This is a genomic window from Azotobacter salinestris (genome assembly GCF_009363155.1).
GTDB classification, from domain to species: Bacteria; Pseudomonadota; Gammaproteobacteria; order Pseudomonadales; family Pseudomonadaceae; genus Azotobacter; species Azotobacter salinestris.
In genome coordinates, this window is record NZ_CP045302.1 from 4,512,648 (window position 1) to 4,525,142 (window position 12,495).

At 64.6% G+C, this 12,495-nt stretch carries 8 protein-coding genes and 1 tRNA gene; 7 read left to right on the top strand and 2 right to left on the bottom strand.

The window, feature by feature from the left end:
* Positions 1-336: 336 nt before the first annotated feature.
* The gene (locus GCU53_RS21265; RefSeq protein WP_208845362.1) at positions 337-1,038 is read left to right on the top strand and encodes an alpha/beta family hydrolase; all 702 of its coding nucleotides are present in this window, start codon (positions 337-339) and stop codon (positions 1,036-1,038) included.
* A gap of 1,134 nt (positions 1,039-2,172) precedes the next feature.
* On the opposite strand, the gene acnA is transcribed toward GCU53_RS21265, so the two are convergent.
* On the bottom strand, positions 2,173-4,860 hold the full coding sequence (acnA, locus tag GCU53_RS21275; protein WP_152389354.1) for an aconitate hydratase AcnA: 2,688 nt from the start codon (positions 4,858-4,860) through the stop codon (positions 2,173-2,175).
* A gap of 179 nt (positions 4,861-5,039) precedes the next feature.
* On the opposite strand from acnA, the gene rlmM reads away from it, so the two are divergent.
* From rlmM to GCU53_RS21295, 4 genes are all read left to right on the top strand, one after another.
* Positions 5,040-6,101 (top strand): 23S rRNA (cytidine(2498)-2'-O)-methyltransferase RlmM, encoded by a 1,062-nt coding sequence (gene rlmM, locus GCU53_RS21280; RefSeq protein ID WP_152389355.1) that lies wholly within the window; start codon positions 5,040-5,042, stop codon positions 6,099-6,101.
* A gap of 52 nt (positions 6,102-6,153) precedes the next feature.
* On the top strand, positions 6,154-6,411 hold the full coding sequence (tusA, locus tag GCU53_RS21285; RefSeq protein WP_152389356.1) for a sulfurtransferase TusA: 258 nt from the start codon (positions 6,154-6,156) through the stop codon (positions 6,409-6,411).
* Positions 6,412-6,581: 170 nt separating this feature from the next.
* Complete coding sequence (locus GCU53_RS21290) at positions 6,582-6,932, top strand: ComEA family DNA-binding protein (RefSeq protein ID WP_152389357.1); 351 nt, start codon at positions 6,582-6,584, stop codon at positions 6,930-6,932.
* 142 nt (positions 6,933-7,074) lie between these two features.
* A tRNA-Asn gene (locus tag GCU53_RS21295) sits at positions 7,075-7,150 on the top strand.
* Between the two features lie 104 nt (positions 7,151-7,254).
* Here the strand turns inward: GCU53_RS21295 and GCU53_RS21300 are convergent.
* On the bottom strand, positions 7,255-8,451 hold the full coding sequence (locus GCU53_RS21300) for an amino acid aminotransferase (RefSeq protein ID WP_152389358.1): 1,197 nt from the start codon (positions 8,449-8,451) through the stop codon (positions 7,255-7,257).
* Between the two features lie 291 nt (positions 8,452-8,742).
* On the opposite strand from GCU53_RS21300, the gene uvrB reads away from it, so the two are divergent.
* Both uvrB and gltX read left to right on the top strand, forming a co-directional pair.
* The gene (gene uvrB / locus GCU53_RS21305) at positions 8,743-10,752 is read left to right on the top strand and encodes an excinuclease ABC subunit UvrB (protein ID WP_152389359.1); all 2,010 of its coding nucleotides are present in this window, start codon (positions 8,743-8,745) and stop codon (positions 10,750-10,752) included.
* Positions 10,753-10,863: 111 nt separating this feature from the next.
* Positions 10,864-12,345: a glutamate--tRNA ligase gene (gene gltX / locus GCU53_RS21310; protein WP_152389360.1), complete on the top strand. Its 1,482-nt coding sequence runs from the start codon at positions 10,864-10,866 to the stop codon at positions 12,343-12,345.
* The last annotated feature ends 150 nt before the right edge of the window (positions 12,346-12,495 follow it).

Consider the following 12,495-nt stretch of genomic DNA (forward strand, 5'->3'; position numbering starts at 1 on the left):
TGAAGACAAAAAACGGCGTCTGCTATGCTTGATGGAGTGAACCATGGCAATGCTCGAGCCGTCGTGATCTGCGTTAAAAAAGCCCAGCAAAAGACTCGACCCTGTTTGCGGGCAGGCCTGACCGAGGTGGTCGCCTCAAGAGGGACGCCGGGTCAATGCGCCATTGTCTCAAAATTATTTCGGAAAGTTTAGATAGCGGAAGTCCAATCAAGAGATCGGGCGGTCCGTGGTGCGAGGTCGTATCGCACTTCGAGGGGGATCTGCCCCTCTGTGGCGGGCTATGTGTCATGCTCAGGCTTCATCAGGAAAAATTGGGCGTTTCAAAGCGGGGAAAGGATGGTGAATGAGCAAGGTGTCTGTATTGACGTAGATCAATGCCCGCAGGACGCTAATGGGATTGGGCAATGGCTGTGGAACGGTCCGGCGCCGGCCGAATCGCATGCCTGCCTGGTCCTGGCTCACGGCGCCGGATCTCCGATGGACAGCGAGTTCATGACGGGGATGGCCGAGCGCCTCGCTGCCCGCGGGATTTCCGTGGTGCGCTTCGAGTTTCCCTACATGGCGGCGCAGCGGCGGGGAACTGGCAGACGCCCTCCCGATCGGCAGGCACGCTTGCTGGACTGTTGGCGCGCGATATATTCCCTGTTGCGCCGGGAGATATCCAAGCCTTTGGCGATCGGCGGCAAGTCAATGGGCGGACGCATGGCAAGTCTGCTGGCGGACGAGCTTGAGGCCCAGGCGCTTGTCTGTCTGGGTTATCCCTTTTATCCCGCAGGCAAGGCAGACAGGCCGAGAACGGCTCACCTGGCTACGCTCAGGACACCGACTCTGATTGTGCAGGGGGAGCGTGATGCCATGGGCAGCCGGGAGAGGGTCAGGGGATATTCCTTGTCTCCGGCAATATGTCTTCAGTGGTTGGCGGCAGCCGATCATGATCTGAAGCCACTCAGGGCTTCAGGTTTTACCCATGAACACCATCTCGATACTGCTGCAAATATGGTCGCAGACTTCCTGCAATCCTTCGGTCGGCATCGCTGATATCTTTTTGCTACCGTTTTATATTGCCGATATCGGTGGCATATTGCTTCGATAAATCCTGCCATTCAGTATGGCTATTTGCCGCGCAAGAAGGTGAATTGGCCTTTATTCTCGATGGGGGCTACCGTTTCGCTTGGATAGCTTGTGTCTGATTCGGCTCAATGGAGCAAATGCTGAATTTCGGGAATTGTTTGCTGGCATTTTGGTCATGTCATCGCTGATGGCGCTTGGGTTGGTTGGGGGCGAATAACCGTCCTCTGCTTGCCCATTTACATGTCATCTTGCCATATCAGTCATTGCCTGGCGGAAAGGGTAGAGATGGGGTCGTGATGTGCCAAGTAAGGGGCTGCTGCAAGCAGCCATGAGCCTGGCGGAGAGGCAAGGGACAGGTGGTTGCAGCATGCAGGTCCTTCGATAACCGCAAGGCGAAGGGAAACGGACTGCGTTACAGTTATGAATATGTGAATATTTTTAGATATATAAATATTTCTTTTTCAAATAAACAATTGCTCGAAATCAGCTTGTGCCCTTGCTCGCGCATTACATTGACCATTGTTTCGGCGCTGAGTTGCACGGGGTTGCCGGCAAGTGCGCAAGACGCATCATCGCTTGGTCTGTTTGCCGGGGCTGCTGTGGCTTGTGCGAGGGGTTGAGGGGGCGGGACCAGGGCTATGTCTCCAGCGTTCCGGTCCACTCCTTGCGGGGGTATGGAGCGAAGCTTTTCGTCTGCCAATGGTGGCAGGGCTCACTGCCGTCTGGCTCAGCCAGGCGGCATGCAAAACGATGTTCAGGAGGCGCTATGGATTGGCATTCAATCCTCAGGAAGAAGAGGGTACGCGCTGTAGTACCCATCACGGGCCTGGCCTGCTGCTGGCTGCTGCTCAATGCAGTGGCCGCGGAAGGCGGGCGCATGGCCATGAGCGAAAGCCCGGTGAGGCAGTACAAGAGTGCCGGACACGTCAGTGTCGATCTGCTCGGTGCTGGCGCCGACCGGCAATGGGCATCCTATCCGCAATGGGAGGGAGCGGCTTCCAGCGGGACCGCGGGGCAGCCGGTACAGACCTACTGTCTGAGTACCTTGGAGTCGACACTGCATCCGATTGCCCGTCTGAAGGGGAGACCTGTATGGCGCTTCTAGGTCTGCGATTCGGCAATCAGCTGTCGCAGCACGTATTGCAGAATGCCGCCGGCCTTGAAGTATTCAACCTCGTTGGCCGTGTCGATGCGGCATAGCACCGGGAAGTCGGTTCGCGATCCATCCCGGCGTTCCACCTCCACCGTCAGCGACTGGCGCGGTTTCAGCAGGCTTCCCGACAAGCCGCGAATGAACAGTTTCTCCGTGCCGTTCAGGCCTAGGCTTTGGCGCGTGGTGCCTTCGCCAAACTGCAGTGCCAGCACACCCATGCCAATCAGGTTGGAGCGGTGGATACGCTCGAAGCTCTCGGCGATCACTGCCTTCACGCCGAGCAGATTGGTGCCCTTTGCCGCCCAGTCACGACTGGAGCCGGTGCCGTATTCCTTGCCGGCGATCACCACCAGCGGCACGCCTTCAGCCTGGTAGCGCATGGCCGCATCGTAGATGGGCAGCTTTTCCCCGCCCGGTTGATGCAGGGTGTTGCCACCTTCCTCGCCAGCCAGCATCTCATTCTTGATGCGGATATTGGCAAAAGTGCCGCGCATCATCACTTCGTGGTTGCCGCGCCGCGCGCCGTAGGAGTTGAAGTCGGCCGGCTGCACGCCGAGCTGTTGCAGGTAGAGCCCGGCCGGAGAGCTGGGTTTGATGCTGCCGGCCGGGGAGATGTGGTCGGTGGTGATGGAGTCGCCGAACAGCGCCAGAATGCGTGCATTCTCGATGTCCCGGGGAGGCGCCGGGGGCTGGGCGATGTCTGCGAAGAAAGGGGGATTTCGGACATAGGTGGACCGGGCGTCCCATTGATAGGTATCTCCGGTTCCGGCCGGAATGGCCTGCCAGGCGGCATCGCCGCTGAACACGTCGGCGTAGCGCCTGCGGAACATCTCGCTGTCGATCTGGGCAACTGCCATGGCAATCTCCTCGTTGCTCGGCCAGATGTCCCGCAGATGGACCGGCTGCCCCTGGGCATCGAGGCCGAGCGGTTCGCGGGTCAGGTCGATGCGTGTGGTGCCGGCGAGGGCGAAGGCTACCACCAGGGGCGGCGAGGCCAGCCAGTTGGCCTTCACCAGAGGGTGCACACGGCCCTCGAAGTTGCGGTTGCCGGACAGCACCGAGGAGACGATCAGATCGTTGTCGGTGATCGTTTGGCCAACGGGGTCCGGCAGGGGGCCGGAATTGCCGATGCAGGTGGTGCAGCCGTAGCCGACCAGGTTGAAGCCGAGCCGGTCGAGATAGGGCGTGAGACCAGCCTTTGCCAGATAGTCGGTGACCACCTTGGAGCCTGGCGCCAGGGAAGTCTTCACCCAGGGCTGGCACTTGAGGCCGCGCTCGACGGCCTTCTTCGCCAGCAACCCGGCGGCCATCAGTACGCTGGGATTGGATGTGTTGGTGCAGGAGGTGATGGCGGCGATCACCACGTCGCCGTGATGCAGGCTGCAGCTGCCATCGCCGACCGGAAAGGCCTTGTCGAGTTCGGCCTTGCGTCCGCCGAGGTCCAGCAGCAGGTCGAACTGGGTACCGATGTCTTCCAGGGCAACCCGGTCCTGCGGGCGCTTGGGACCGGCCAAAGACGGGCGGACCTCGCCCAGGTCGAGTGCCAGGGTGGTGGTGAAGGCGGGCTCCGGAGCCTCGACGTCGTGCCACAGCCCCTGGGCCCTGCAGTAGGCCTCCACCAGGGCGATGCGCCGCTCGTCACGGCCGCTCAGGCGCAGGTAGTCGAGGGTCACCCGGTCGACCGGGAAGAAGCCGCAGGTCGCGCCATACTCCGGGGCCATGTTGGCGATGGTGGCCCGATCGGCCAGCGGCAGATTGTCCAGACCGGGGCCGTAGAACTCGACGAACCTGCCGACAACCCCGTGCTTGCGCAGGATCTGCGTGACGGTGAGCACCAGGTCGGTGGCGGTCACGCCTTCGTTCAACTGGCCGTTGAGGCGAAAACCGACCACCTCGGGGATCAGCATCGAGACCGGCTGGCCAAGCATCGCCGCCTCCGCCTCGATCCCGCCGACGCCCCAGCCGAGCACGCCGAGGCCGTTGATCATGGTGGTGTGCGAGTCGGTGCCGACCAGGGTGTCCGGGTAGGCCCAGAGTTCGCCGTTCTCCTCGCGGGTCCAGGCCACCTGGGCCAGGTATTCCAGATTGACCTGATGGCAGATGCCGGTGCCCGGCGGTACCACGCGGAAGTTGGCGAAAGCCTGCTGTCCCCAGCGCAGGAAGGCGTAGCGCTCGCCGTTGCGCTCCATTTCCAGGGCGACATTGTCGGTGAAGGCGCTCGGGTCGGCGAAGCGGTCGACCATCACCGAATGGTCGATCACCAGGTCGACCGGGGAGAGCGGATTGATCCGCTGCGGATCGGCGCCGGCCTGCGCTACGGCGTCGCGCATGGCGGCCAGGTCGACCACCGCGGGCACGCCGGTGAAGTCCTGCATCAGCACCCGCGCCGGGCGGAAGGCGATCTCTCGCGTGGAGCTGCGCGTCTCGAGCCAGCCGGCCAGCGCGGCGAGATCGTCGGCGCGCACGCTGACGCCGTCTTCCCAGCGCAGCAGGTTCTCCAGCAGCACCTTGAGCGAAATCGGCAGGCGACTGATGTCGCCCAGGCGCTTCGCCGCCTCCGGCAGGCTGAAGTAATGATAGGTCTGGCCATCTATCTCGAGGCTGCGTCGGCAGTTCAGGCTATCCAGGGAAGGCATCGGGGGGTTCTCCGGGAATGTTCGGCGGGGCAGGCTTCTTGATGGACTAGTGTTCCAAGCTAGTCCCGCCGGCCGGGACGTGCCAGTCGAGGGGATTGCCGGGAAGGCCTACCGCCGTCGAATTGGCTATCATGCGCGGCCCTGAAGGCGATCGGATGTCTCGAGGAAAAATACCGACCATGAACAGCCTGTTGTTGCATTGCCGTCCCGGTTTCGAAGGCGAGGTCTGCGCCGAGATCGGCGAACATGCCGGGCGCCTGAATGTGGCCGGCTATGCCAGGGCCAGGCCAAACAGTGCCTATGCCGAGTTCGTCTGCAGCGAGCCGGGCGGTGCCGAGCGGCTGATGCGCGAGTTGCGCTTCGCCGCGCTGATCTTTCCCCGCCAGTGGGCGCGTGGTGGTTTCGTCGAGCTGCCCGAGAGCGATCGTATCGGCGTTCTGCTCGAGCATCTGGCCGACTACCCAGTCTGCGGCAGCCTCTGGCTGGAGGTGCTGGACACCAACGAAGGCAAGGAGTTGTCGACCTTCTGCCGCAAGTTCGAGGTGCCGCTGCGCAAGGCGCTGGGCAAAGCCGGCAGACTGCTGGACGATCCACGCGGGCCGCGCCTGCTGCTGACCTTCAGAAGCGGCCGCGAGGTCTTTCTCGGACTGGCCGAGCCGGTCAACTCGTCAGCCTGGCCGATGGGCATCCCGCGCCTCAAGTTCCCCCGCGAGGCGCCGAGCCGTTCGACCCTCAAGCTGGAAGAGGCCTGGCATCAATTCATTCCGCGCGAGGCATGGGACCTGCGCCTCGCACCGGGGATGACCGCCGTGGACCTCGGTGCCGCGCCCGGTGGCTGGACCTGGCAATTGGTCAACCGGCACATGAAGGTGATGGCGGTGGACAACGGGCCTATGGCGCAGAGCCTGATGGATTCCGGGCTGGTCGAGCACGTGCGTGCCGATGGCTTCGTCTTCCGGCCGCGCCGGCCGGTCGACTGGATGGTCTGCGACATCGTCGAGAAGCCCGCCCGCACGGCCGCCCTGATCGAGACCTGGCTCGGCGAGGGACTCTGCCGCGAGGCGGTGGTCAACCTCAAGCTGCCGATGAAGCAGCGCTACGCCGAAGTACGCCGCCTGCTCGAGCGCATCGGCGATGGTCTGGCCGCGCGTGGCGTGAAGACGTCCATCGCCTGCCGCCAGCTCTACCACGACCGCGAGGAAGTGACCTGCCATCTGCGCCGGCTGCAGGCCCCGGCGTGACCCGGGGCGCTGCTTCGGCGACAATGTCCCTACCGGTTTTCTGGAGTTAGCCATGTCCCAGCCCGATCCCGCCAGCCTGGCCGTCGACGCGATTCTCGATGCCACCGGCCTCAACTGCCCCGAGCCGGTGATGCTGCTGCACAACAAGGTCCGCGACCTGACAGCCGGCGGTCTGCTCAAGGTGATCGCCACCGATCCCTCGACCCGTCGCGACATCCCCAAGTTCTGCATCTTCCTCGGCCATGAGTTGCTCGGGCAGCAGGAGGAGGGCGGAACATACCTGTACTGGATCCGCAAGAAGGTGGAATAGGCGGCATGCCGGGCGTGCCAGATCGTCCGCAAAAGTCCGGCATCCATTCGCCAGTTCTGTGCATCCGTTGCGGATTCCGCAATGTGCCGGGTCGATGTGCCCGGGGTGTCCGCTATCGTGGCGATGCGTGGTCATGGAACCCCGCGCTTAACGACACAAGGAGTGCACCCATGCGCAAGAACCCGTTTTCCTCCCTCCTGCTGGCTCTGCTGGCCAGCGCATCCGTCGCTGTCTCGGCAGCCGAAGCGCCCAAGGCCGAAGCCGCCAAGCCGGCCGTGACCCAGCCTGCGCAGCCCGCCCAGGTTGTCCAGGCGACTGCCGCGGCCAAGGTCGATCTCAACACCGCCGATGCGGCAACGCTCGAGCGCGAGTTGCAGGGCATCGGTCCCGCCAAGGCCCAGGCCATCGTCGACTATCGCCAGGCTCATGGCTCGTTCGCCTCGGTGGACGAGCTGCTGGAGGTCAAGGGAATCGGCGCTGCGACACTGGAAAAGAACCGTGCTCGCTTGAGCGCCAACTGATTCCAGTGCAGTAGTCGGGCCGGTCTCGTGACCGGCCTTTTCATGAAGGGGAGCCATCGGTCCGATTCGTCGCAAGCGAGTTGCAGCCGATCCCGAGGGGAGTTGACTTTCCTTTCTCTATCAGTAGGATACGCACCGTTGTTCCGCGATAGCTCAGTCGGTAGAGCAAGTGACTGTTAATCACTGGGTCCCTGGTTCGAGTCCAGGTCGCGGAGCCAGATCGCAAAAGGCCTGATCGCAAGATCAGGCCTTTTTGCTTTTCTGCAGCGTCGCTCCTTCGTCCCGGCGGCTCTCGCATGGAGAGTCCGCCGGGCGGGCAGGATCAGAGCACCTGGGCGATGGCCTGGGTGACGCTGGCGATGTTGCGCTGGTTCAGGGCGGCGACGCAGATGCGGCCGGTGGCGACGGCATAGATGCCGAACTCGTTGCGCAGACGCTCCACCTGCTCGGCGCTGAGGCCGGAGTAGGAGAACATGCCGCGCTGCTGGGCGACGAAGGCGAAGTCGCGCCTGGCGCCCTGGGCAGCCAGCTGCTCGACCATGGCCTGGCGCATGCTCTGGATGCGTCCGCGCATCTCGGCCAGTTCGCTTTCCCACAGGGCGCGCAGTTCCGGGCTGTTGAGCACGCCGGACACCACGCTGGCGCCATGGGTCGGCGGGTTCGAGTAGTTGGTGCGGATCACCCGCTTGATCTGCGACAGCACGCGCGCGGCCTCGTCCTTCGAGGCGGTGACGATGGACAGGGCGCCGACGCGCTCGCCGTAGAGGGAGAAGGACTTGGAGAAGGAGCTGGAGACGAAGAACTGCAGGTCCGATTCGGAGAACAGGCGTACCGCGGCGGCGTCCTCCTCGATGCCGTCGCCGAAGCCCTGATAGGCGATGTCGAGGAAGGGCACGTGGCCGCGCTCGCGGATCGCTTCCAGCACCTGCTTCCAGTCGTCGGCGGACAGATCGACGCCGGTCGGGTTGTGGCAGCAGGCGTGCAGCAGCACGATGGAGCCGGCCGGCAGGGCCTTGATGTCCTCGAGCATGCCGGCGCGGTTCAGGCCGTGGCTGGCGGCGTCGTAGTAACGGTAGCTCTGCACGCGGAAGCCGGCGGACTCGAACAGGGCGCGGTGGTTCTCCCAGCTCGGGTCGCTGATGGCGACCACGGCGTCCGGCCGCAGGCGCTTGAGGAAGTCGGCGCCGACCTTCAGCGCGCCGGTGCCGCCCAGAGCCTGTGCGGTGACCACACGGCCATCGGCGAGCAGGGCGGCGTCGTTGCCGAACAGCAGCTTCTGCACGGCCTGGTCGTAGGCGCCGATGCCCTCGATCGGCAGGTAGCCGCGTGGCGCATGGGCGGCGATGCGAGCCTTCTCGGCTTCCTCGACGGCGCGCAGCAGGGGAATTCGACCCTCTTCGTTGTAGTAGACGCCGACACCGAGGTTGACCTTGGTCGGACGGGTATCGGCATTGAATGCTTCGGTGAGGCCAAGGATCGGGTCACGCGGTGCCATTTCTACGGCAGAGAACAAGCTCATGGTCGAGGTGCTCGAAGAAGAAGAGGGTGGAGGGCCAGGCTACTACCCCCACGCAGGCGGACGGGCCATCGACCGGAGAGGGGCGACGGTATGCGCAGGGGGCATGCAGAATCGGGGCGTTAGTATAGCGGCCACGTCCGATGCCTGCGATATGCTGTTTCAGGGTTTTGTGTCAACCATATGTCGAAGGCGGCCCCGCCGGCCGGTGCTCGAAGGCTCCTGCCGGACGCATGCCGGCTGCCTGCAGTTTCCCGGCGAAGTTGTCCGCCGGCACCATCGAGAGAGGTTCCCATGTCCGAATTCCAGCTGGTGACCCGTTTCCAGCCCGCCGGCGACCAGCCCGAGGCCATCCGTCGGATGGTCGAGGGGCTGGAGGCCGGGTTGTCGCACCAGACCCTGCTCGGGGTGACCGGCTCCGGCAAGACCTTCAGCATCGCCAGCGTGATCGCCCGGGTGCAGCGCCCGACCCTGGTGCTGGCGCCCAACAAGACCCTGGCGGCGCAGCTCTACGGCGAGTTCAAGAGCTTCTTCCCGCACAACGCGGTGGAATACTTCGTCTCCTACTACGACTACTACCAGCCGGAAGCCTATGTGCCGTCCTCCGACACCTACATCGAGAAGGACGCCTCGATCAACGACCACATCGAACAGATGCGCCTGTCGGCGACCAAGGCGTTGCTGGAGCGGCCGGACGCGATCATCGTCGCCACCGTCTCGTCGATCTACGGCCTGGGCGATCCGGCCAGCTACCTGAAGATGGTGCTGCACATCGACCGCGGCGACAGACTCGACCAGCGCGCCCTGCTGCGTCGCCTGGCCGAGCTGCAGTACACCCGCAACGACATGGATTTCGCGCGCGCCACCTTCCGCGTGCGCGGCGACGTGATCGATATCTTCCCGGCCGAATCCGAGCTGGAAGCGATCCGCATCGAGCTGTTCGACGACGAGGTGGAGAGCCTGGCCGCCTTCGATCCCTTGACCGGCGAGGTGATCCGCAAGCTGCCGCGCTTCACCTTCTATCCCAAGAGCCACTACGTCACCCCGCGGGAAACGCTGCTGGAGGCGGTGGAGCAGATCAAGGCCGAACTCAAGGACCGCCTGGAGCATCTGCAGGGGCACGGCAAGCTGGTGGAGGCGCAGCGCCTGGAACAGCGCACCCGCTTCGACCTGGAGATGATCCTCGAGCTGGGCTACTGCAACGGCATCGAGAACTACTCCCGCTACCTCTCCGGGCGCGCGCCGGGCGAGGCGCCGCCGACCCTCTACGACTACCTGCCGGACAACGCGCTGATGGTGATCGACGAATCCCACGTCACCGTCCCGCAGGTCGGCGCCATGTACAAGGGCGACCGCTCGCGCAAGGAAACCCTGGTGGAATACGGCTTCCGCCTGCCCTCGGCGCTGGACAACCGGCCGATGCGTTTCGACGAGTGGGAGCGCATCAGCCCGCAGACCATCTTCGTCTCGGCGACCCCCGGTCCCTACGAGGCCGAACACGCCGGACGGATCATCGAGCAGGTGGTGCGCCCCACCGGCCTGGTCGACCCCCAGCTCGAGGTGCGTCCGGCGACTACCCAGGTCGACGACCTGCTCTCCGAGATCCGCAAGCGCGTCGCCGCCGAGGAGCGCGTGCTGGTCACCACCCTGACCAAGCGCATGGCCGAGGACCTCACCGACTACCTGGGCGACCACGACGTGCGGGTGCGCTACCTGCACTCGGACATCGACACCGTGGAGCGCGTGGAGATCATCCGCGACCTGCGCAGCGGCGCCTTCGACGTGCTGGTGGGCATCAACCTGCTGCGCGAGGGGCTGGACATGCCCGAGGTGTCGCTGGTGGCGATCCTCGACGCGGACAAGGAGGGCTTCCTGCGCAGCGAACGCTCGCTGATCCAGACCATCGGCCGCGCCGCGCGCAACCTCAACGGCAAGGCGATCCTCTATGCCGACAACATCACCGGCTCGATGCAGCGCGCCATCGACGAGACCGAGCGGCGCCGGGCCAGGCAGATCGCCTTCAACGAGGCCCACGGCATCGTGCCCAGGGGCGTCAAGAAGGACATTCAGGACATCCTCGAAGGGGCCGTGGTGCCCGGCGCGCGCAGCCGCAAACGGGTGGCCAGGGCGGCGGAGGAGAGCGGCCAGTATGCCGCCGAGCTGCGTTCGCCGAGCGAGATCAACAAGCGCATCCGCCAGCTCGAGGAGAAGATGTACGCCCTGGCTCGCGACCTGGAGTTCGAGGCCGCGGCGCAGCTGCGCGACGAGATCCAGGCGCTGCGCGAAAAGCTGCTGCAGGTCTGATGCAGGAAGGCTCCAGCGTTCGGCCGCGTGCCCGGCTGGAGCCCCCGGCTTCGCCCCTGCTAACATTCGCGCCCTTCATCCTTCTGTTCGTCCCTCTGTCCGGGAGCCTGCATGACCACCGTCCGCACCCGCATCGCGCCGTCGCCCACCGGCGATCCGCACGTCGGCACCGCCTATATCGCCCTGTTCAACCTGTGCTTCGCCCGTCAGCACGGCGGCCAGTTCATCCTGCGCATCGAGGATACCGACCAGCTGCGCTCGACCCGCGAGTCGGAGCAGCAGATCTACGACGCCCTGCGCTGGCTAGGCATCGAATGGGACGAGGGCCCGGACGTCGGCGGCCCCCACGGCCCCTACCGGCAGAGCGAGCGCGGCGAGATCTATAAAAAGTACTCGGACGAGCTGGTCGCCAAGGGCCACGCCTTCCCCTGCTTCTGCAGCGCCGAGCGCCTCGACCAGGTGCGCGCGCAGCAGATGGCCAACAAGGAGACCCCGCGCTACGACGGCCACTGCATGCACCTCGCCCCGCAAGAGGCGCAGCGCCGCATCGATGCCGGCGAGTCCCACGTGATCCGCATGAAGGTGCCGAGCGAAGGCGTCTGCACGGTGCCGGACCTGCTGCGCGGCGATGTGGAGATCCCCTGGGACCGCATGGACATGCAGGTGCTGATGAAGGCCGACGGCCTGCCCACCTATTTCCTCGCCAACGTGGTCGACGACCACCTGATGGGCATCACCCACGTGCTGCGCGGCGAGGAGTGGCTGCCCTCGGCGCCCAAGCTGATCAAGCTCTACGAGTACTTCGGCTGGGAGCAGCCCAAGCTGGTGTACATGCCGCTGTTGCGCAATCCGGACAAGAGCAAGCTGTCCAAGCGCAAGAACCCCACCTCGATCACCTTCTACCAGCGCATGGGCTTTCTGCCCGAGGCGATGCTCAACTACCTGGGCCGCATGGGCTGGTCCATGCCCGACGAGCGCGAGAAGTTCACCCTGGCGGAGATGATCGAGCACTTCGACATCAATCGCGTGTCCCTCGGCGGGCCGATCTTCGACATGGAGAAGCTTTCCTGGCTGAACGGCCAGTGGCTGCGCGAGCTGCCGGTCGAGGCCTTCGCTGCCGAAGTGCACAAGTGGGCGTTCAATCCCGAGTACCTGATGCAAATCGCTCCGCACGTGCAGGGTCGGGTGGAGACCTTCAGCCAGATCGCCCCGCTGGCCGGCTTCTTCTTCGCCGGCGGCGTGCCGCTGGACGCCACGCTGTTCGAGCACAAGAGGCTCTCGCCCGACCAGGTCCGCCAGTTGCTGCAGCTGATCCTCTGGAAGCTGGAAGCCCTGCGCCAGTGGAACAAGGACAACATCACCGCGATCATCCAGAAGACCAGCGAGCACCTCGGCTACAAGCTGCGCGACGCAATGCCGCTGATCTTCCCGGCGATCACCGGCCAGGCCAGCTCGGTGTCGGTACTCGACGCCATGGAGATCCTCGGCGCCGACCTGACCCGCTTCCGCCTGCGCCAGGCCATCGAGCTGCTCGGCGGCGTGTCGAAGAAGGAGAACAAGGAGTGGGAGAAGCTGCTGGCCGAGATGCCCTGATCTTTCCCGCATGAGCGAGGCGGCGGGCTGAACCGGCCCGGCTTCCCGAGCTACGTGCCCCGAGCTACGCGCCCCGGTCTTTCCAGCAGGAGAGGCCGGGGCTTTTTGTTTGTCGCGTCAGCAGGTCACCCAGACAGCCATGGACGTCCA